Below are 20,308 nucleotides of genomic sequence, written 5' to 3'. Positions count from 1 at the left end.
CATGGAGCAGGTGGATCCGACCTCGACCCGTCGCAAAGGACTGTGGACGACCCTGGCAATCACCACGGTGACCGGCGCCAGCGCCGTCGCCATCGCGTTGCCGGCAACCTCGAACGCCGACCCCGAGGTGCCGACCCCGGTCCCGCCAAGCACGGCCACGGCCCCGCCCGGTGCGCCCGCGCCCACCGTGCCGCCGGCCGCCCAGGCGCCGAATGGCCAACCGGCGCCCGGTGATCCCAACGCCGCCCCGCCGCCCAACCCCAACGGCGCGCCGCCGCCGCCCGTCGACCCGAACGCGCCGCCGCCACCGCCGGCTGACCCGAACGCCGGGCGGATCACCAACGCTGTCGGGGGATTCAGCTATGTCCTTCCCCCCGGTTGGGTGGAGTCGGACGCGTCGCACCTCGATTACGGCTCGGCGCTGCTGAGCAAGGTCACCGGCCCGCCGCCGATGCCCGACCAGCCACCGGCCGTCGCCAACGACACCCGCATCGTGATGGGCCGCCTGGACCAAAAGCTGTACGCAAGTGCGGAAGCCGACAACGCCAAGGCCGCCGTGCGGCTGGGCTCGGACATGGGCGAGTTCTTCATGCCCTATCCCGGCACCCGAATCAACCAGGACGCCACACCGCTCAACGGGAGCAACGGCAGCACCGGCAGCGCGTCGTATTACGAAGTCAAATTCAGCGATGCGTCCAAGCCCAATGGCCAGATCTGGAGCGGTGTCATCGGTGCGGCCAACGGCGGGACCGCCCAACGCTGGTTTGTGGTGTGGCTCGGAACCTCGAACGATCCGGTCGATCGGCCCGCGGCCAAGGCGCTCACCGAGTCGATCCAGGCCTGGACACCGCCGGCGGCAACTGCCCCGGGGACCCCTGCGGCGCCGGGTGCCCCGGCTGCGCCCGCTCCGGCACCTGGAGCAGCGGCACCGGCGGCTCCGGGTGCGCCCGCACCGGCTCCCGCGGCGCCGGCGGCTCCGGGTGCGCCCGCACCGGCCCCCGCGGCGCCGGCCGCACCGGGTGCACCTGCACCCGCAGCTCCGGGAGCACCCACGCAGGCTCCGGGTGGAGCGCCCGCCTCCGAGGGCAGCCCGCCCCCTACGCCGACGCCGCAGCAGACCCTGTCGGCCTGACCGCGCCGTCGAGCGGTTCGGTCGCAACGGAAAACCGACTGGTCAACCGTCTCCAATTCGGCATTCATTTCGTGACCCAAACGGGGTATACCGAAATGACGCCCAGCAAATCGCTGGGCTTTGCCAGCGATTGCAAGGAGACATTCATGACTGTCATGGCAGCGACCGAATTTCTTGCCGCGAACCTCAACGGCAAGACGGGTATCGGATGGATTGGCTATATCATCATCGGCGGAATCGCAGGCTGGCTTGCGAGCAAGTTCGTCAGAGGTGGCGGTTCCGGCATCCTGATGGACATCGTGATCGGCGTCGTCGGCGCCTTCGTCGCTGGCGTCGTTCTCAATCTCGTTGGTGTAGACGTCAATAGCGGCGGATATTGGTTCACCTTCTTCGTCGCCCTGCTCGGCGCCGTTGTCCTGCTGTGGATCGTGCGTCTCGTCCGCAGGACCTAGCCGGCTGAACCCGTTGCGGCCGTGGTGGTCAGCGGCATGATGGATTGATGACTTCACCGGTGACCACCACGGCAATGCGCGCCTGGCGCGTACGTCGACCCGGGCCGATGAACACCGGCCCGCTGGAGCAAGTCACCACCGAGATACCGCACCCGGGTCCGTCCGAGCTGCTGGTGGCCGTGCGCGCCTGCGGCGTCTGCCGCACCGACCTGCATGTCACCGAGGGCGACCTGCCCGTGCACCGCGACCGGGTCACCCCCGGCCACGAGGTCGTCGGTGAAGTCGTAGACATGGGCGCCGAGGCCGACAACGAATTCCGGGTGGGCGATCGGGTGGGCATCGCCTGGCTGCGCCACACTTGCGGCGCGTGCAAATACTGTCGACGCGGCGACGAGAACCTGTGCCCCCATTCCCGCTATACCGGTTGGGACGCCGACGGCGGTTATGCCGAATACGCCACGGTTCCAGCCGCTTTCGCGCACCCGCTGCCCGGCGGTTACAGCGACAGCGAGCTGGCGCCGCTGTTGTGTGCGGGCATCATCGGCTACCGCTCGCTCTTGCGCGCCGAACTGCCGTCGGGTGGGCGTCTGGGCCTGTACGGCTTCGGCGGGAGCGCGCACATCACCGCGCAGGTGGCGTTGGCGCAAGGCGCCGAGGTGCACGTGATGACCCGCGGATCCCGGGCGCAGGAACTGGCGTTGCAGCTCGGCGCCGCGTCGGTCCAGGGCGCGGCCGATCCGCCACCCGTGCCGCTGGACGCCGCGATCCTGTTTGCCCCGGTGGGGGATCTGGTGCTACCCGCGCTGCAGGCGCTCGACCGCGGCGGCACCCTGGCCATCGCCGGGATTCACCTGTCCGACATCCCGACCCTGAACTACCAACGCCACCTTTTCCAGGAACGCCAGGTCCGATCGGTGACGTCCAACACCCGGGCCGACGCGCGGGCCTTCCTCGACTTCGCGGGAAAGCACCACATCGAGGTGACGACGCCGGAATACCCGCTGGGACAGGCCGATCGGGCGCTGGCGGATCTGAGCGCCGGCCGCATCGCCGGTGCGGCGGTGCTGCTGGTGTGAACCGGGTCAGGTAGACAGGTGCCACACCAGCGCGGCGGCCAGCGCGCCGAGCCCGTTCAATGACCAGTGCAACGCGATCGGCGCGATCAGGCTGCCGCTGCGCCGGCGCAGCCAGCTGAAGACGAACCCGGCGGCCCCGGTGGCCAGCACCGCACCGGTCACCCCCGCGGCCATGCCCACGATCCCGCCGCCGAACAGCCGGGTGAACCCGACATTGCTGCTGGTCAACCCGAACGACGTCGCGACGTGCCACAGCCCGAACAACAACGAGCCCCCCAGCGCGACGCCGCGAAAACCCCAAGCCCGGTTGAGGGTTCCGTGCAGCACGCCCCGAAACGCCAGCTCCTCGGGGATCACGGTCTGCAGCGGGATGATGACCATCGAGGCGATCATCGCCCCGGAGATCGTGGCGTAGCGGTTGTTCATGAACATCGGCCGGGTTCCCGGCAGCAGGATGCCCACCGCAATCACCGCGGCCACGACGGCCACGGCGGCCACCGCGTAACCCAGGCCGGGCTTCCAGTGCTCGCGGCCCAGACCCAGGTCCGCCCAGCCCAGGCCGCGCCACCGCATCAGGATCACCAGGCCGACGGCCGCCGCCGGGACGGTCGCGATGCTCGCCCACGGCGTGGTGAAGTGCGCGATCAGGTTGGTCAGCACCAGCACCACGACGACGACGGCGATGTCGAGATGGATCCGGAATCTGTGCGGCGCCGAGAGCGGGGACACCAGGGGGTCGGTGCCGGCAGTCCCGGTGGCGTCAAGCATCCGACCAGTTTACCGGCGAGCCCGCGCCCGACCGCCCAACGCGATTGCCGCCACGGCGATCTTAGTCCCCGTTGTTCCAGGTCCACCCCGAAATCGCCGGGTCGTCCTCGCCGTGCTCGCGGGTGTACATCCGCGCTGCCAGGCGGGCGTCGACCATGCGCTGCCGCAGCATGGCGGCCCGATTGGCCAGCCCGTCGACCCGGTCGATGACGTCGATGACCAGGTGGAAACGGTCGAGATCGTTGAGCATCACCATGTCGAAGGGGGTGGTCGTGGTGCCGCGTTCTTTGAAGCCCCGCACGTGCATCTGCGCGTGGTTGGTGCGGCTGTAGGTGAGCCGGTGGATCAGCCACGGATAGCCGTGGTAGGCGAAGATGACCGGCCTGTCCGGGGTGAACAGCGCGTCGAACTCGCGGTCCGGCAAGCCATGCGGGTGCTCGGTATCGGGCTGCAGCCGCATCAGGTCGACGATGTTGATCACCCGCACCCCCAGGTCCGGCAGCTGGCGGCGCAGGATGTCGGCGGCGGCCAGCGTCTCCAGCGTGGGGATGTCGCCGGCGCAGGCCAGCACCACGTCGGGTTCGTCGGTGGCCGTGCTCGCCCACTCCCAGATGCCCAGGCCGCGGGTGCAGTGCGCGATGGCGTCGTCCATGCCCAGGTAGGCCAGCGCGGGCTGCTTGCCGGCGACGATGACGTTGATGTAGTCGCGGCTGCGCAGGCAGTGATCGGCCACCGAGAGCAGCGTGTTGCCGTCCGGCGGCAGGTAGACGCGGGTCAGCTCGGGACGCTTGTTGGCGACGAGGTCGATGAACCCCGGGTCCTGGTGGGACGCGCCGTTGTGGTCCTGGCGCCAGACGTGCGAGCTCAGCAGGTAGTTCAGCGAGGCGATGGGACGCCGCCACGGCAATTCCCGGCTGGTGGCAAGCCATTTCGCGTGCTGATTGAGCATCGAGTCGACGATGTGCACGAACGCCTCGTAGCAGTTGAACAGCCCGTGCCGTCCGGTCAGCAGGTAGCCCTCGAGCCAGCCCTGGCACAGGTGTTCGGAGAGCACCTCCATCACGCGGCCGTCGGGGGCGAGGTGTTCGTCGTCGGGCTCGACCTCCGAAAGCCACACTTTGTCGGTCGATCCGTAGACGGCATCGAGTCGATTGGAGGCCGTCTCGTCGGGCCCCATCAGCCGGAACCGGTCGCGGTTGCGGGCGATCACGTCGCGCAGGAACGTGCCCAGCACCCGGGTGGCCTCGTGCGTGGCGGCCGCCGGGCGCTCGACGGCCACGGCATAGTCGCGGAAGTCCGGCAGGTCCAGGTCGTGCAGCAACAGGCCGCCGTTGGCGTGCGGGTTGGCGCTCATCCGCCGATCGCCGGTGGGCGCCAAGGCCCGCAATTCGTCACGGAGCCTGCCGTTTTCGTCGAACAGCTGCTCGGGGGCATAGCTGCGCAGCCACTCCTCGAGTTGCGCGCGGTGTTCGGGATTGTCGTGCGTCTCGGACAACGGCACCTGATGCGAGCGCCAGGTGCCCTCGACCCTCTTGCCGTCCACCACCTTGGGTCCGGTCCAGCCCTTGGGCGTGCGCAGCACGATCATCGGCCACACCGGTCGCTCCGCCCGGTCGCCGACGCCGCGGGCCGCGCTCTGGATGGCCGCGATGTCGTCGAACGCGTCGTCGAGCGCGGCGGCCAGTTGCTGGTGCACGTCGGCGGGGTGGTCACCGGCGACCGTGATCGGCCGGTAGCCGTAGCCGCGCAGCAGCGATTCCAGCTCGTCGTGGGGGATGCGGGCCAGCACCGTCGGGTTGGCGATCTTGTAGCCGTTGAGCGCCAGGATGGGCAGCACCGCGCCGTCGGTCACCGGGTTGAGGAACTTATTGGAGTGCCAGCTGGCGGCCAGCGGCCCGGTTTCGGCCTCGCCGTCACCGACGACGCAGGCCACCACCAGATACGGATTGTCCATGGCCGCGCCGTAGGCGTGCACCAGCGCGTAGCCCAGCTCACCGCCCTCGTGAATGGAGCCCGGCGTCTGGGCGGCGACGTGGCTGGGGATGCCGCCGGGGAAGGAGAACTGCCGGAACAGCTTGCGCAGCCCCTCGGTGTCCTCCTCGATGCCGGTGTACACCTCGCTGTAGGTGCCCTCCAGGTAGGCGTTGGCGACCAGCCCGGGGCCGCCGTGGCCCGGGCCGGTCACGTAGATGACGTCGGCGTCGCGGTTGCGGATGATCCGGTTCAGGTGCGCGTAGACGAGGTTGAGCCCGGGCGTGGTGCCCCAGTGCCCCAGCAACCGCGGTTTGACGTGTTCGGTGGACAGCGGCTCGGTGAGCAGCGGGTTGTCCAGGAGATAGATCTGACCGACCGACAAATAGTTGGCGGCACGCCAGTACCTGTCGATGAGAGCTAGTTCGTCGTCGGAGAGCGGAGATCGCGCGGGGGCAACGGTTCGGGTTTCTGGGCTCACGGGGCCGATTGTGCGCGCCTTCGGCGAACAATGCTCGTGCGTGATCACTCTTCGCCGCGGGCGCGGGCCTCGTACGCCTGCCGCTTGGCCACGTCGACGTCGTCGGTGAAGACGTGATCACCGCCGAGCATCCGGTTGAGTCCCTCGGCGATTCGGCGCGGCCAGAGTTTCTGAGACACCACCATCGCGCCGGCCGCCTTGGTGATCCGCACCCGGGGCTTGGGGCGCGCCACCAGCTGGACGATCGCCTCGGCGATCTCGGCGGGCTCGGCGTTGCGGAAGCCCTTCATGCCGGGAGTGCCGGCCACCAGCTCGGTGTTGACGAACGTCGGCAGCACCATGGAGAACTTCACCCCGGCCTTCCGGTACTCCAGCCGGGCCGAGTCCGTGAACGCGATCACCGCGTGCTTGCTGGCGCAGTAGGTCGCCAAGCCGACGATGTAGAGCTCACCGGCCAGCGAGGCGACGTTGATGACGTGCCCCTTGCCGCGGGGGACCATGCGCTGGGCGGCCAGCTTGCTGCCCAGCATCACCCCGTAGACGTTGATGTCCAGGATCCGGCGGGTGACCGCGTCCGGCTCGTCGACAATCCGGCCGACGGGCATGATGCCGGCGTTGTTGATCAGCACGTCGATCGGGCCGAGCCGCCGCTCGACCTCGTCCAGGAAATCGGCGAACGAGTGCGGGTCGGTCACGTCGAGCTTTCCGTAGACGTCCAGGCCCAGGTCGGCGCCCGACTCCTTGACCCGCGCCTCGTCGACGTCACCGATGGCGACCTTGGCGCCCTGATTGTGCAGCGCGGTCGCGGTGGCCAGCCCGATCCCCCGGGCGCCGCCGGTGATCACGATGACCTTCCCAGCGATCCGGCGCCTATTTCTCAGGGCGTTGGAAGCCGTGTCCGCCATTCCCGGTTCCCTCCAAAGTCTTGACGGGTGTCAACTTCGACAGTGGGCTAAGCACAGCACTCGAAGTCGCCCCACGCAACAATCCCCGGTGGCTGGGGCTCGGCAGGTTCAGCGCAGCGAAAACCAGATCAGGCTGGCCCCACCGGCCAGGGCGCAGTAGATCGCGAACGGCGTCAGCGTCCGGGTCTCGAAGTACCGCGTCAGGAAGCGCACGGCGAGGTAGGCGCAGACGAAGGAGGCGATGCTGCCGGCCAGCACCTGGCCCCCGATCCCGGCACCGAGCGGCCCGAAGAGCTCCGGGATCTTGTACACCCCGGCGGCCAGGATGATCGGGGTCGCGAGCAAGAAGGAGAACCGCGCGGCATCCTCGTGCGACAGGCCTCGCCACAGGCCTGCCACGATGGTGATACCCGAGCGGCTGATGCCGGGAAGCAGCGCCAGAATCTGCGCCGCACCGATCACCACGCCGCGGGGCAGGGGCAGTTGGGCGAGCCGGCGGTCCGACGCCTCGTCGCCGTGTTCGGGCTCCTCGGCGGGCGTCACGGCCTGATCCGGTGCGGGCGCGACGCGCCGGCGCAATATTTCGCCGGCATAGAGCGCGATGCCGTTGAGCAACAGGAAGGCCGCCGCGGGAACCGGCTTGCCGAGCGTGGTGCGGAACAGCTGTTCCAGCAAGAGACCGGCCAGGCCCACCGGGATGGTGCCCCCCACGAGCAGCCAGGCCAGCCGTTCATCGGGCGTCTGGATCCGGCGATGACGCAGCGAGGTGAAGAACCCGGTCAGAATGCGCACCCAGTCGTGCCAGAAGAACAGCAGCAGGGCCGCGGCGGTGGCCACATGCAGGCCCACGATGAACGCGAGGTAGGGCGATTTGGGGGCCGAGACGCTGAGGTCGCGGGCCCACCGGCCGCCGGCCAGCGCGGGCACCAGCACCGCATGACCCAGGCTGGAGACCGGAAACAGTTCGGTGACTCCTTGGAAGGCGCCGACCACCACCGCCTCGACGTAGCTCAGGTGCGCGGTCATTGGGGATGCCTCCATGAGACGACGGGACGGCCTGGCGGATCGGCCTGTGACGATAGCCGACGCCCCGCCGGCGTGGGACTTCGACCGAGCGTTGCAACCACCGATCGCCGGTTCGCCGAATCAGCTTGCCCACCCGGCACTTTGGCCGCTCCGGCGATCGATCGGCGTAGGGAGCGCCGACGGGCAGCGTCCTGACCAGGCAGGTACGGTGTCTTAGATGGCTGACGGGCTGCTCGACGCCGTGCGCGTGCTCGACTTGTCGAGTGGCGTCGCCGACGCGGTCACCCGCCTGCTCGCCGACCTGGGCGCCGACGTCCTCAAGGTGGAGCCGCCGGGCGGTTGCCTGGGCCGCGATGCGCTGCCCACGCTGCGCGGCGCCAGCATCGCGTTCGCCATGCACAACGCCAACAAGCGCTGCGCGGTGCTCGACCCGTTCGATGACGAGGACTGCGCCCGCTTTTTGGACCTGGCCGCCGAGGCCGACATCCTGGTGGACACCGGCGTCGACGAGCGCGGGGCCATGTTCGGGACCTCGGGTGAGGAGCTGGCCGCCCGCTACCCGCACCTGGTGGTGCTCTCGATTACCGATTTCGGTGCGACGGGCTCGCAATCGTCCTGGCGGGCCGCCGATCCGGTGCTGTACGCGATGTGCGGCGCGCTGTCGAGGTCCGGGCCCACCACCGGCACGCCCGTGCTGCCGCCGGACGGTATCGCTTCGGCGACCGCGGCCGTCCAGGCGGCGTGGGCCGCGCTCGCGGCGTACTACAACCGATTGCGCTGCGGCACGGGCGATTACATCGACTTCTCCTGGTTCGACGCCGTCGTGATGGCCCTCGACCCCGCATTCGGCGCGCACGGGCAGGCCGCCACGGGCGTCCGCCGCAGCGGGCGGTGGCGGGGCCGGCCGAAGAACCAGGACGCCTACCCGATCTATCCGTGCCGGGACGGCTACGTCCGGCTGTGTGTGATGGCGCCGCGGCAGTGGCGCGGCCTGCGGCGCTGGCTGGGGGAGCCGGAGCAGTTCCAGGACCCGAAATTCGACGCGATCGGCGAGCGGTTCACGGCCTGGCCGCAGATCAGCGAGCTGATCCGGGAACTGTTCGCCGGGCAGACCATGAAGGATCTGGTGGCCGCCGGGCAGGCGAACGGGGTGCCGATCGCCGCGGTGCTGACGCCCGCACGGATCCTGGGGTCCGAACACTTCCGGGCGGTGGACGCCATCACCGACGCCGAACTGGTGTCCGGCGTGCGCACCACCGTGCCGACCGGATATTTCGTCGTCGACGGCCGGCGCGCGGGTTTTCGGACACCGGTGCGCGCCGCGGGAAGCGACGAACCATGCTGGCGCGGCAATCCGTCGGTGGTGCCGTCGTCGTCGGGCCGGCTCGGCGACTATCCCTTTGCCGGGCTGCGGATCCTGGATCTGGGCATCATCGTGGCCGGCGGTGAGCTGAGCCGGTTGTTCGGCGACCTGGGCGCCGACGTCATCAAAGTCGAAAGCGTGGACTACCCGGACGGATTGCGGCAGGCCCGGATCGGCGACACCATGAGCGAGTCGTTCGCCTGGACGCACCGCAACAACCGCGGCTTGGGACTGGATCTGCGCAGCGCCGAGGGCAAGAAGATCTTCGGCCGCCTGGTGGCCGAGGCCGACGCGGTCTTCGCCAACTTCAAGCCGGGAACCCTTGCGGCACTGGGATTTTCCTACGACGAACTGCGTGCGGTCAACCCGCGCATCGTGCTGGCCGAAAGCAGCGCCTTCGGCGACACGGGGCCGTGGAGCGCGCGGCTGGGTTATGGCCCACTGGTTCGCGCCACCACCGGGGTCACCCGGCTCTGGACGTCGGACGACGCGACCGACGACGCGGACCCGGGCCGGCACGGGTTCTACGACGCGACGACGGTGTTCCCCGACCACGTGGTGGGCCGGGTCACCGCGATCGGGGCGCTGGCCGCGCTGATCCACCGCGACCGGACCGGCCGGGGCGCCCACGTCCACATCTCGCAGGCCGAAGTCGTGGTCAACCAGCTCGACACGCTTTACGTCACCGAGGCCGCGCTGGCCGCGGGCGTCGCGCAGATCTGCCATGACACCGGTTTGCATGCGGTCTACCCCTGCGCGGGTGACGACGAATGGTGCGTCATCTCGATCCGATCCGACGACGAATGGCGCCGCGCCACTTGGGTTTTCGATCACAGCGGGTGGGCCGACGACCCGCGCTTCGCTACCGGCGAAGCGCGGCTGGCCCATCGCCGCGAGCTGGTGGAGCTGGTCTCCGGGTGGACTCGCACCCGCACGCCGTTGCGGGCCGCCGAACTGTTGCAGTCGGCCGGGGTTCCGGCCGGGCCGATGAACCGCCCACCGGACGTGCTCGAGGATCCCCAGCTGGTCGCGCGAAACGTCTACAGCCCCATGACGCATCCGCTGATCGACGATTCGTTGCCGGCCGAGACGGGGCCGGCGCCGTATCGTCGCATCCCGGCGGCCCGCCAGGCGCCGGCGCCGATGCCCGGCCAGCACACCGTCGAGATCTGCCGAGACCTGCTCGGGATGAACCCCGCGGACATCCAGCGGCTGCTCGACGACGGCGTCCTGTCCGCCCCGGCCGACACCGCCTAGCGGTCGAGCCCGCAGTGCGACCACCGGGCGTCACGGCGAGGCCCGGCCGGGTCAGATCCATAGCCACGCTAAATTCGTTCCCATGAGCGTCGACCCCAGGACCCCGGTGTTGATCGGCTACGGCCAGGTCAACCATCGCGACGAGATCGACCCGGAAAGCCGATCCGTCGAGCCGATGGACCTGATGGTGGCCGCGGCCGAGCACGCCGCCGACGCCGCGGTGATCCGGGCCGTCGACTCCATCCGCATCGTCAACATCCTGTCGGCCCAATACCGCGACCCGGGCCAGTTGCTCGGCCAGCGAATCGGGGCCAGCGACTTCAGCACGCTGTACAGCCCCGTCGGGGGCAATGTGCCACAGTCGCTGGTCAACCAGGCCTGCCTGGACATCCAGCGGGGCCGGGCCAAGGTGGTGCTGCTGGCCGGCGCCGAGACCTGGCGCACCAGACGCGGATTGCGAGCCAAAGGCGCCCAGCTGGTGTGGACCGAGCAGGACCACTCGGTCCCGATGGCCGAAGTCAGCGGCGACGACGTACCGATGGCCGGTGACGCCGAGATCAGGATCTCCCTCGACCGGCCCGCCTACGTCTATCCGCTGTTCGAGGAGGCGCTTCGGGTAGCGAACGGCGAGTCGATCGACGACCACCTCGAGCGCATCACGGCGCTGTGGGCCCGGTTCAACGCCGTCGCGGTGAACAACCCGCACGCCTGGATTCGCAAGCCGTCGACCGCCGACGACATCCGGCGAGCGGGCCCGCAGAACCGGATGATCAGCTGGCCCTACACCAAGCTGATGAACTCCAACAATATGGTCGACCAGGGCGCGGCGCTGGTCCTGACCTCGGCGGGGGAGGCGACCCGGCTCAAGGTCCCGGCCGATCGGTGGGTTTACCCGCACGCGGGCACCGACGCCCACGACACGCCGTCGATCGCCGAGCGTCACGAACTGCACCGCTCTACGGCGATCCGGATCGCCGGTGCGCGGGCGCTCGAACTGGCCGGGCTGGGCATCGACGACATCGACTACGTCGACCTGTATTCCTGCTTTCCCTCCGCGGTGCAGGTGGCGGCGGCCGAGCTCGGACTGAGCGTCGACGACCCCGCCCGCCCGCTGACGGTAACCGGCGGTTTGACGTTCGCCGGCGGGCCATGGAGCAACTACGTGATGCATTCGATCGCCACCATGGCGGAGTTGCTGGTGGCCAATCCGGGCCGGCGCGGCCTGATCACCGCCAACGGCGGGTATTTGACCAAACACAGCTTCGGGGTGTACGGCACCGAGCCGCCGGCCGAATTCCGTTGGGAGGACACGCAACCGGCCGTCGATCGGGAGCCGACGACGGACGCGGTGGTCGAGTGGGACGGCGTCGGCACCGTGGAAGCCTGGACGACACCGTTCGACCGCGACGGTCGGCCCGAGAAGGCTTTTCTGGCCGTGCGTACCCCCGACGGGGCGCGTGCGTTGGCCGTGGTCACCGATCGCGCCGCGGCGCAGGCGTCGGTGGGTGAAGACATCGGTGGCGCCAAGGTTGCCGTCGCCGCGGACGGAAGCGCGACGCTGCAATAGCGCCGGGGCGCAACATCACGCGAGGTCGTTGAACCGTTATGGGCAAACGGTCGCGTAGCCCGTGCCTACCTGCCTATTGTTTAATCCTGAGGGTTGGGGGAGGTGAGCCCAGGTGCACATCCTGGTTACCGACGCCACCGGTGCGCTCGGACGGCTGGTCGCTGGGCAGCTAATCGCTGCCGGGCACACGGTCACCGGCATTGCCGAACTTCCTCATCCATGCCTGGACCGCAACGTCGAGTTTGTTTGCGCGCCGCTGCGCGATCGGGTCCTGCGGGAGCTGACGGACGAAGCCGACGCGGTGCTCCACCTGGCCCCGATCGACCCGTCCGCACCGGGCAGTGCGGACATAGACGGCCTGGCGCGGGTGACCGATGCCGCCGCCCGCGCCGGTTCCCGGTTGCTGTTCGTGTCGCAGGCCGCGGGCCGGCCCGAGTTGTACCGGCCGGCGGAGGACCTGGTGTCGTCGAGTTGGGGCCCCACCGTGGTCGTCCGGATCGCACCACCGGTCGGTCGCCAGCTCGACTGGATGGTGTGCCGCACCGTGGCCACCCTGCTGCGCGCCAAGGTCTCGACCCAGCCGATGCGGGTGCTCCATCTCGACGACCTGATGCGCTTTCTGGTTGCTGCGCTCGACACCGACCGCACCGGTGTGGTGGACCTCGCCAGCCCGGACACGGTCAACCTGATCACCGCCTGGCGGGTGCTGCGGGCCACCGACCCGCGGTCCCGGGTGCATCGGGTGCGCAGCTGGTCGCGGCTGGTCCCGGAGATGAATGTTCTTGCCACACAAGAAGACTGGACGTTCCAATTCGGCTGGCACGCACTTGACGCCGTCGCCGACACCGCGCGCGGTCTCGTGGGTCGCCGACTCGACACCGCAGGCGCGATCAATCACGGCGGGCGGCTCGCGCTCCCGGTCGAGGTGCTGGCACCCGCCCGACGACCTTTTGAGGACGTGCGCAGTGCGGCACCGGAAGGCATTGAGGGCGAATTCGACGACCAGATCGATCCACGGTTTCCCGTCTTCGGTGGTTCCGCCCTCAACGAGGCGCTGCCCGGACCGCTAACTCCGATAACGCTTGACGTCCAATTGAGCGGACTGCGCACGGCGAGCCGGGTATTGGGCCAGGCGCTCGCGCTCGGCGGCGCGGTGGGCGAGGAGTGGGGCAGCAGGGCCGTCGCGGTGTTCGGCCATCGTCCCTACGTCGGGGTCTCGGTCAACATGGTCGCCGCCGCGCAACTGCCCGGTTGGGATCAGGACGCGCTCACCCGTGACTCGCTGGTCGGGCAGCCTCATATCGGAGATCCGCTGCCGTTCGGTGAGCCGGCCCTGGTGGGCGGCGCCCTGGGCTCGCTCGCCAAGGCCGTCGCCGCGGGACGGTCGGTGGCGCTGCTGCGCCATCTGCGGGCCGACACCCGCGCCTACGGCGCCGCCGCGACCGCGGAACATCTCGACGCTGGCGCGCTGGCGCTGCTGCCGCAGGCCGCATTACAGGTTCGGCTCCGGCTGTTGCGCGACCGCATCCATCAAGGCTGGATCCTCAACGCGCTGTGGCTGATCGACGCCGGTGTCAGCGCCGCGACACCGGTGCGCGGCCAGGCGGGCCGCAGTGTGTCCGGGATGGGCATGATCACCGACAGCCATCTCGTCGGCGCCGAGATCGCCGAGTTGGCAGCGGCGCTGCGAGCCGACCCGCCGTTGTGCGCGCTGGCCGCCGACGGCAACCTCGCCAGCATCCGCGCACTGTCGCCCAAGACGGCCGCCGCCGTGGATGATGCCGTCGCGCGGATCGGACACCGCGGTCCGGGGGAGGCCGAGTTGGCCGGCAAGACATTCGCCGACGATCCGACGATGCTGCTGGTTGCCGCGGCCACCTGCGAAGATCCGCGGACGCCGGAGGAACGGCCGGCCCGCGCACGCGGTTCGCGGGAGCTGGCCTACGACACCACGATGCGGTTCACGCATGAACTCCGGATGACGTTGCGCGCCTTAGGTTCTCTGTGGGTCGAGGCGGAACTGATCGGCGATGTCGACGACATCTACTACTTGACCTGCAACGAACTCGTCACCCTGCCCGGCGATGCGCGGTTGCGGATCAAACGCCGGCGCACCGAACGCGAGCGGCTGCAGGTGCAATCCCCACCCGACGTCATCGACGGCGCATGGGCTCCGGTCCAGCGCGGCTCCGGCGACGCCGAGCGAACCGCCGGCTGAGGCTGGGCCGAAGGGATCGGCCGGCGGATCGCGGCAGTCGCGGGCGCTCAACCCAGCAACTCGCGCAGTGCGAGCGCATTGCGGACCGCGTGGCCGCCCAGGTCGTTGTTGAAGTACATCCACACGTCTCGTCCGTCGCCGTCCCAGCCTGCGATTCGCTCGGCCCAGCACCGCAGGTCGTCGTCGGAGTAGGAGCCGGCGTAGTTGGCTTCGGGGTCCGGGCCGTGCATCCGGATGTACACCAAGTCGGTGGTGGCGCGGGGGATGCACTGAAGCCCGAGTCCACTCATCACCACGTAGGCGGCGCGGCGGCGCTCCAGCAACTCGAACACCGCGGGGTCGTTCCACGAGGGGTGACGCAATTCGACGGCGACGCGGATCGACGCGGGCACCTGCGCCAGGAACGAATCCAGGCGCGCGTCGTCGCGCTGTTGCTCGGGGTGCAACTGCGCGAGCAGTACCCCGTGCCGATCACCCAGCAGGCGCCAGCAACGTTCGAATCGTTCGATCCATGGCTCGGGCGAGGCCAGCCGCCGGTAGTGGGTCAATCCCCGATGCGCCTTGACCGACATGGTGAAGCCCTCCGGCAGCTGGCGACGCCAACCCGTGAAGGTCGAATCCTGCGGCCACCGGTAGAAACTGGCGTTCAGCTCGACGGTGTCGAACACCTCGACGTAGCGGGCGAGGCGGCGCCCCGACGGCGTTCTGATCGGATACAACACATTCGCCCAGTGGTTGTAGGACCACCCTGAGGTACCGATGCGTATGGTCACGGGCCGCTCAGCCGGTCACCCGCTGGCGCACCTCGTCGTCCAGCGACGCCCTGACCAACGCTGCGGCCAGCCGCGCATTGGCTTGCGGCGCAAGTGATCCCAGCTTCGCCGGATCGGCGGGCAGACCCAGTTGCTTGGCGGTGGCGGTGGTCCGGTCGTCGAAATACGGGCGCACCCAGGTCCACACGTCTTGAACTTCGCGCAGGTAGATGTCGGCACCGGTATCACCGATTCCCTTGAATTCCTTCAGCATTCGCTTGGCCGCGCCGGTGTCCTGTCGGCTGCGATCGGCCAGACGGCGCAGATCACCGGAGTAGTCGTCACGAACCCGTTCGGCCATGTCCGCCAGCCGGGTCGCCGAGCTCTCGTCGTAGCGCACGTAGTGCGCGCGCCCGAACGCCCCGATCATGGTGCGCCGATCGGCCGCCTGCACGGCTTTGGGGGTCCGCAGGCCGGCTTTGAACAGCTCACGGGCGGCGGCCATCGCGATTCCGGCGTCGATGGGCTTGCTGGCGAGCATGGACAGGACGAGCAGCTGAAACAGCGGCATCGGCTTGTCGCTCAGCTTGATCCGCGCCTGCGCCGCATACGTCGTGCCGGCAACGTCGAGCAGTCGTCGTACCCGCTTGTCCATAGGCACCCGCGTACCCGCGCCCCGCGCGGGCAAACCGCACGCTACTTGGGCGGCAGCGTGCGCGCGTAGCCGACGCCGCGGTTCACCCAGCCCTGCAGCTGCCGCTTGGTCCGGACCCCGGCGGCGTCGACACGCAGCCAACCGCGCACCTCTCGGCCGCCCATCACCATGGGGTGGACGTGCGCTCGTCGCAGCAGCGACTCGAGCTCGTCAGAGGGCGCCCGCACCAGCAGCCCGCCCTGCCCACTGGCGGCAACCGACATGTTGCCGCCGACCAGAAACGCCAGGCCACCGAACATGCGCTTCTCCTCGACGCCGGTCTGCGAACCCAGCAGCTCGCGGATCCGGTTGGCCAGGTCTTCGTCGTAGGCCATGAACCGGCGTCAGTCCAGATCGGCGCGGACGATCCGCAGGTCGCTGCCCATCAGGCGCATGAGAGTCACGGGTTCATTCAACGCCGGGCGTGGCGCCATGCAAACCCCTGGGTCACGCCTCGCGTTGAGGTCAGGCGGCCACGGTGGCGGCCCGCGCCGCCGGCTCGAGAGCCTGCGCAACGATCTCCGCGACATCGGTCATGGGCCGCACGTCCAGCGCCTCGAGCACCTCGGCCGGCACGTCATCCAGATCCGGCTCGTTGCGCGCCGGGATGAAAACCGTTGACAGTCCGGCACGTTGGGCCGCCAGCAGCTTTTGCTTCACCCCGCCGATCGGCAACACCCGCCCGTTCAGTGTGACCTCGCCGGTCATGCCCACGTCGGAGCGGACCTGCCGCCCGGTGGCCATCGACACCAGCGCGGTCACCATGGTGACACCGGCAGAAGGGCCATCCTTGGGCACCGCGCCCGCGGGCACGTGCACGTGGATACGCCGGTCCAGCGCTGTGGGGTCGACAGCCAGCAGATCAGCGTGTGAGCGCACGTAGGACAGCGCGATCTGCGCCGACTCCTTCATGACGTCGCCCAGTTGGCCGGTCAGCTGCAGGCTCGGCTCACCGTCGGTCGCCCCGGCCTCGATGTAGAGCACGTCGCCGCCCAGGCCGGTGACGGCCAGGCCCGTCGCCACACCCGGCACCGCGGTGCGCTCGGCCGACTCGGGCGTAAACCGCGGCCTGCCCAGGTATTCGACCAGATCGGGCTCGTCGATGATCACCGGTTCCTCGGCGATCTTCGTCGTCACCTTGCGCAGCGCCTTGGCCAGCAGCCGCTCGAACTGGCGCACACCGGGCTCGCGGGTGTAGTCGGCGGCGATCTTGCGCAGCGCGGCGTCGGTGACCGTGACCTCTTCACCGGTCAGCGCCGCCCGCTCGCGTTGCCGGGGCAGCAGGTACTCGCGGGCGATGGCGACCTTGTCGTCCTCGGTGTAGCCGTCGATCTGCACCAACTCCATCCGGTCCAGCAGGGCCGACGGGATGTTCTCGATGACGTTGGCGGTGGCCAGGAACACGACATCGGACAGGTCCAGGTCCAGATCCAGATAGTGGTCGCGGAAGGTGTGGTTCTGCGCCGGGTCCAGCACCTCGAGCAGCGCAGCGCTCGGGTCGCCGCGATAGTCCGAACCGACCTTGTCGATTTCATCCAGCAGCACAACGGGATTCATCGATCCCGCCTCAGTGATCGCGCGCACGATCCGGCCGGGCAACGCGCCCACGTAGGTGCGACGGTGCCCGCGGATCTCGGCCTCGTCGCGCACGCCGCCCAGGGCGACACGCACGAACTTGCGGCCCAGCGCCCGGGCCACGCTTTCGCCCAGCGACGTCTTGCCGACGCCGGGGGGACCGGCCAGCACCATCACCGCGCCGGAGCCCCGGCCACCCACCACCTGCAACCCACGCTGGGCCCGGCGCGCCCGCACCGCCAGGTACTCGACGATGCGGTCCTTGACGTCGTCCAGCCCGTGGTGGTCGGCGTCGAGCACCTCCCGCGCGGCCTTCAGGTCGGTGGAGTCCTCGGTGCGGACGTTCCAGGGCAGCTCGAGCACGGTGTCCAGCCAGGTGCGAATCCAGCCGCTTTCCGGGCTCTGGTCGCTGGAGCGTTCCAGCTTGCCGACCTCGCGCAGCGCGGCCTCGCGCACCTTCTCGGGCAGTTCGGCGGCCTCGACGCGGGCACGATAGTCATCCGAGCCGTCGGGTTCTCCCTCACCCAGCTCCTTGCGGATGGCGGCCAGTTGCTGGCGCAGCAGGAACTCCTTCTGCGTCTTCTCCATGCCCTCCCGCACGTCTTCGGCGATCTTGTCGTTGACCTCGACCTTGGCCAAATGCGAGCTGGTCCAGTCGATCAGCACGCGCAACCGCTCGGCGACGTCGACGGTCTCGAGCAGCTGCCGCTTCTGCGCGTTGGTCAGGTACGAGGCGTAACCGGAGGTGTCGGCCAGCGCCGACGGATCGGTCAGCCGGTTGACGTAATCGATGATCTCCCAGGCTTCGCGGCGTTGCAGCATGGCCAGCAGCAGCTTCTTGTACTCCGCCGTCAGCGCCTTGATTTCGTCGGTCGTCTCGGTCTCGGGGACCTCGGTCACCTCGACCCACAGCGCCGCACCGGGTCCGGACGCTCCCGCCCCGATCTGGGCCCTGCGCTCACCGCGAACCACCGCGGCGGTGCCGCCGCCGGCGATGCGCCCGACCTGCAGGATTCTCGCGATCGCGCCGTGCGAGGGGTACCGGTCCTCGAGGCGGGGGGCGATCAGCAGCTGCCCCGATTCGCTCGCCTGAGCGGCGTCGATCGCCGCCCGGGCGGCGTCGTCCAACGCGATCGGCACCACCATTTGGGGCAACACGATGGTGTCGGTGACAAACAACACCGGCAGCGACTTGGCTTCAGCCATCAAATCCTCCAAAAGTTGAGTCTGATGCGCTTAACCTAGCCGGGCGCCGATTTGTTCCCGTGCAGCCCGGGCGTCGGAAGACGTGCGTCCGCCGTCACATTGGCGGCAATGGGCCCAGCCGTCGCAGCTGCGTGACGTGCTGGGGTTCGAGCTCCTCGAGGCAGGTGACACCGAGCAGTGCCATGGTCCGCAGAATCCCGCTCCGAAGGATGTCGATCGCGCGGCTGACTCCCGCCTCGCCGCCGGCCATCAGGCCGTACAGGTAGGCCCGCCCCACCAGCGTGCAGCGGGCCCCCAGCGCGATCGCCGCGACGATGTCGGCGCCCGACATGATGCCGGTGTCCACCAGGATCTCGGTGTGTTGCCCGAGCTCACGCGCGACGGTGGGCAGCAGGTGAAAGGGCACGGGGGCCCGGTCCAGTTGGCGCCCACCATGATTCGACAAGACGATGCCGTCGACGCCGCGGTCGACGACGGCGCGCGCATCTTCGAATGTCTGAATCCCCTTGACGACGAGCTTGCCGGGCCATTGCGCTTTGATCCACTCCAGATCGTCGAAGGTGAGGCTGGGGTCGAACATCGTGCTCAGATACTCGGCAACGGTGCCCGGCCAGCGATCCAGCGAGGCGAACGCCAGCGGTTCGGTGGTCAGCAGATCGAACCACCATCTCGGGTGTGGCACGGCGTCGAGCACGGTGCGCAGCGTCAGTGTCGGCGGAATCGTCATGCCGTTGCGGTTATCCCGTAGCCGCGCACCGGAGACCGGGACGTCGACAGTGGCCAGCAGCGTGTCGAAGCCCGCATCGGCGGCGCGCCGCACCAGTGCCATGGAGCGCTCGCGATCGCGCCACATGTAGAGCTGGAACCACTTTCGGCCCTGCGGGACGGCGGTGACCAGATCCTCGATCGAGCAGGTGCCCAGCGTCGACAGCGAAAACGGGATTCCGGCTTCGGCCGCCGCTTGCGCGCCGGCGATCTCGCCCTCGGTGTGCATCAAGCGGGTGAATCCGGTGGGCGCGATCCCGAACGGCAACACGACCGGCTGCCCCAGCACATCCCAGCCGGCGGTGACGTGTGAGACGTCCCGCAGAATCGTCGGGTGAAATTCGATGTCGCGGAACGCTTGTCGTGCGCGTTGAATAGACAGCTCGTCGTCGGCGGCCCCGTCGGTGTAGTCAAACGCCGCCTTGGGGGTGCGGCGCTTGGCCATGGCTCGCAGATCCTCGATGGTGTAGGCGGCCTCGAGGCGGCGCTTGGTCGCGTTGAACCGGGGCCGCTTGAACTGCAGCAGCGGTGCGAGATCGCGCACCTTCGGCACTCGTCGTTTGGCTCCCACGTGTGCCACCGTAGTCATATGCAATCGGCAGGCGACCCGTTCGACCTCGAACGCTTCGTACAAGCGCAGGCGCCGGTCTATCGCAGCGTCGTCGACGAGCTGCGCGCCGGACGAAAACGCAGCCACTGGATGTGGTTCGTCTTCCCGCAGCTGCGCGGGCTGGGCGGCAGCGCCATGGCGGCCCGGTTCGCCATCGCCTCGCTCGACGAGGCCGGCGCATACCTGCGCCATGAGCTGCTGGGACCGCGGTTGCGCGAGTGCGCCCGGCTGGTCACCGCGGTGCAGGGTCGCTCGATCGGCCAGATCTTCGGTTCACCGGACGACCTCAAACTGCGCTCGTCGATGACGCTGTTCGCCCGGACCACCGAGGACAATGCCGACTTCGTCGCGGTACTCGAGAAATATTACGCCGGTCAAGAGGACCCGTTGACGCTGAGCGCGCTGACCGGGTCCTAGTGTCCTGAGTCGTTAATTCGTCGGCAGTAGTTGGCGATGCTGTCCAGGATTTGGTCGGCGGTCTTGGTCCACA

General features: G+C 69.2%; 16 protein-coding genes. 7 read left to right on the top strand and 9 right to left on the bottom strand.

Annotated features, from left to right (window positions below):
* The first annotated feature begins 1 nt into the window (after position 1).
* The 3 genes from BST14_RS21615 (at position 2) to BST14_RS21605 (ending at position 2,660) form a co-directional block, all read left to right on the top strand.
* Positions 2–1,132 (top strand): alanine and proline-rich secreted protein Apa, encoded by a 1,131-nt coding sequence (locus BST14_RS21615; protein ID WP_083066405.1) that lies wholly within the window; start codon positions 2–4, stop codon positions 1,130–1,132.
* A gap of 146 nt (positions 1,133–1,278) precedes the next feature.
* Positions 1,279–1,584, top strand: coding sequence for a GlsB/YeaQ/YmgE family stress response membrane protein (locus BST14_RS21610; protein WP_083066414.1), 306 nt, complete (start codon positions 1,279–1,281; stop codon positions 1,582–1,584).
* Positions 1,585–1,631: 47 nt separating this feature from the next.
* Positions 1,632–2,660 (top strand): zinc-binding alcohol dehydrogenase family protein, encoded by a 1,029-nt coding sequence (locus tag BST14_RS21605; RefSeq protein WP_083066404.1) that lies wholly within the window; start codon positions 1,632–1,634, stop codon positions 2,658–2,660.
* Between the two features lie 6 nt (positions 2,661–2,666).
* Here the strand turns inward: BST14_RS21605 and BST14_RS21600 are convergent, their stop codons facing one another.
* The 4 genes from BST14_RS21600 to BST14_RS21585 all read right to left on the bottom strand — a co-directional run bounded on the left by BST14_RS21600 (position 2,667) and on the right by BST14_RS21585 (position 7,811).
* Positions 2,667–3,428: a CPBP family intramembrane glutamic endopeptidase gene (locus tag BST14_RS21600; RefSeq protein ID WP_083066403.1), complete on the bottom strand. Its 762-nt coding sequence runs from the start codon at positions 3,426–3,428 to the stop codon at positions 2,667–2,669.
* A gap of 61 nt (positions 3,429–3,489) precedes the next feature.
* Complete coding sequence (locus BST14_RS21595; protein ID WP_083066413.1) at positions 3,490–5,880, bottom strand: phosphoketolase family protein; 2,391 nt, start codon at positions 5,878–5,880, stop codon at positions 3,490–3,492.
* Positions 5,881–5,924: 44 nt separating this feature from the next.
* Positions 5,925–6,785, bottom strand: coding sequence for an SDR family oxidoreductase (locus BST14_RS21590; protein ID WP_083066402.1), 861 nt, complete (start codon positions 6,783–6,785; stop codon positions 5,925–5,927).
* Positions 6,786–6,893: 108 nt separating this feature from the next.
* Entirely contained in the window at positions 6,894–7,811 is a 918-nt protein-coding gene (locus tag BST14_RS21585; protein WP_083066401.1) for an undecaprenyl-diphosphate phosphatase, read from the bottom strand.
* Positions 7,812–8,028: 217 nt separating this feature from the next.
* On the opposite strand from BST14_RS21585, the gene BST14_RS21580 reads away from it, so the two are divergent.
* From BST14_RS21580 to BST14_RS21570, 3 genes are all read left to right on the top strand, one after another.
* On the top strand, positions 8,029–10,431 hold the full coding sequence (locus tag BST14_RS21580) for a CaiB/BaiF CoA-transferase family protein (RefSeq protein ID WP_083066400.1): 2,403 nt from the start codon (positions 8,029–8,031) through the stop codon (positions 10,429–10,431).
* Positions 10,432–10,513: 82 nt separating this feature from the next.
* Entirely contained in the window at positions 10,514–11,998 is a 1,485-nt protein-coding gene (locus BST14_RS21575; protein WP_083066399.1) for an acetyl-CoA acetyltransferase, read from the top strand.
* A gap of 112 nt (positions 11,999–12,110) precedes the next feature.
* Entirely contained in the window at positions 12,111–14,216 is a 2,106-nt protein-coding gene (locus BST14_RS21570; RefSeq protein WP_083066398.1) for an NAD-dependent epimerase/dehydratase family protein, read from the top strand.
* Positions 14,217–14,263: 47 nt separating this feature from the next.
* On the opposite strand, the gene BST14_RS21565 is transcribed toward BST14_RS21570, so the two are convergent.
* The 5 genes from BST14_RS21565 to BST14_RS21545 all read right to left on the bottom strand — a co-directional run bounded on the left by BST14_RS21565 (position 14,264) and on the right by BST14_RS21545 (position 19,779).
* Positions 14,264–14,989, bottom strand: a complete 726-nt coding sequence (locus tag BST14_RS21565) for a DUF72 domain-containing protein (RefSeq protein WP_083066397.1) — start codon at positions 14,987–14,989, stop codon at positions 14,264–14,266.
* 7 nt (positions 14,990–14,996) lie between these two features.
* On the bottom strand, positions 14,997–15,623 hold the full coding sequence (locus BST14_RS21560) for an endonuclease (RefSeq protein ID WP_083066396.1): 627 nt from the start codon (positions 15,621–15,623) through the stop codon (positions 14,997–14,999).
* A 41-nt stretch (positions 15,624–15,664) separates the two neighbouring features.
* Positions 15,665–15,997 (bottom strand): TfoX/Sxy family protein, encoded by a 333-nt coding sequence (locus BST14_RS21555; protein WP_083066395.1) that lies wholly within the window; start codon positions 15,995–15,997, stop codon positions 15,665–15,667.
* Positions 15,998–16,127: 130 nt separating this feature from the next.
* Complete coding sequence (gene lon, locus BST14_RS21550; RefSeq protein ID WP_083066412.1) at positions 16,128–18,443, bottom strand: endopeptidase La; 2,316 nt, start codon at positions 18,441–18,443, stop codon at positions 16,128–16,130.
* Between the two features lie 94 nt (positions 18,444–18,537).
* Positions 18,538–19,779, bottom strand: coding sequence for an alpha-hydroxy acid oxidase (locus BST14_RS21545; RefSeq protein ID WP_142279531.1), 1,242 nt, complete (start codon positions 19,777–19,779; stop codon positions 18,538–18,540).
* A gap of 18 nt (positions 19,780–19,797) precedes the next feature.
* Here BST14_RS21545 and BST14_RS21540 point away from each other — a divergent pair, with 18 nt between their 5' ends.
* Positions 19,798–20,235, top strand: coding sequence for a DUF1810 domain-containing protein (locus tag BST14_RS21540; RefSeq protein ID WP_083066393.1), 438 nt, complete (start codon positions 19,798–19,800; stop codon positions 20,233–20,235).
* Positions 20,236–20,308 lie beyond the last annotated feature (73 nt).

Source organism: Mycobacterium arosiense ATCC BAA-1401 = DSM 45069, from assembly GCF_002086125.1.
In the GTDB taxonomy this organism is placed as follows: Bacteria; Actinomycetota; Actinomycetes; order Mycobacteriales; family Mycobacteriaceae; genus Mycobacterium; species Mycobacterium arosiense.
The sequence above is the reverse complement of the archived record's forward strand: the minus strand, read 5'-3'. Positions and strand labels throughout refer to the sequence as shown.

Excerpts from the sequence above, each read along its gene's own strand:
- BST14_RS21615 (WP_083066405.1), top strand. The coding sequence starts at position 2 with ATGGAGCAGGTGGATCCGACCTCGACCCGTCGCAAAGGACTGTGGACG.
- BST14_RS21610 (WP_083066414.1), top strand. The coding sequence starts at position 1,279 with ATGACTGTCATGGCAGCGACCGAATTTCTTGCCGCGAACCTCAACGGC.
- BST14_RS21605 (WP_083066404.1), top strand. The coding sequence starts at position 1,632 with ATGACTTCACCGGTGACCACCACGGCAATGCGCGCCTGGCGCGTACGT.
- BST14_RS21600 (WP_083066403.1), bottom strand. The coding sequence starts at position 3,428 with ATGCTTGACGCCACCGGGACTGCCGGCACCGACCCCCTGGTGTCCCCG.
- BST14_RS21590 (WP_083066402.1), bottom strand. The coding sequence starts at position 6,785 with ATGGCGGACACGGCTTCCAACGCCCTGAGAAATAGGCGCCGGATCGCT.
- BST14_RS21585 (WP_083066401.1), bottom strand. The coding sequence starts at position 7,811 with ATGACCGCGCACCTGAGCTACGTCGAGGCGGTGGTGGTCGGCGCCTTC.
- BST14_RS21580 (WP_083066400.1), top strand. The coding sequence starts at position 8,029 with ATGGCTGACGGGCTGCTCGACGCCGTGCGCGTGCTCGACTTGTCGAGT.
- BST14_RS21575 (WP_083066399.1), top strand. The coding sequence starts at position 10,514 with ATGAGCGTCGACCCCAGGACCCCGGTGTTGATCGGCTACGGCCAGGTC.
- BST14_RS21560 (WP_083066396.1), bottom strand. The coding sequence starts at position 15,623 with ATGGACAAGCGGGTACGACGACTGCTCGACGTTGCCGGCACGACGTAT.
- BST14_RS21555 (WP_083066395.1), bottom strand. The coding sequence starts at position 15,997 with ATGGCCTACGACGAAGACCTGGCCAACCGGATCCGCGAGCTGCTGGGT.
- lon (WP_083066412.1), bottom strand. The coding sequence starts at position 18,443 with ATGGCTGAAGCCAAGTCGCTGCCGGTGTTGTTTGTCACCGACACCATC.
- BST14_RS21540 (WP_083066393.1), top strand. The coding sequence starts at position 19,798 with ATGCAATCGGCAGGCGACCCGTTCGACCTCGAACGCTTCGTACAAGCG.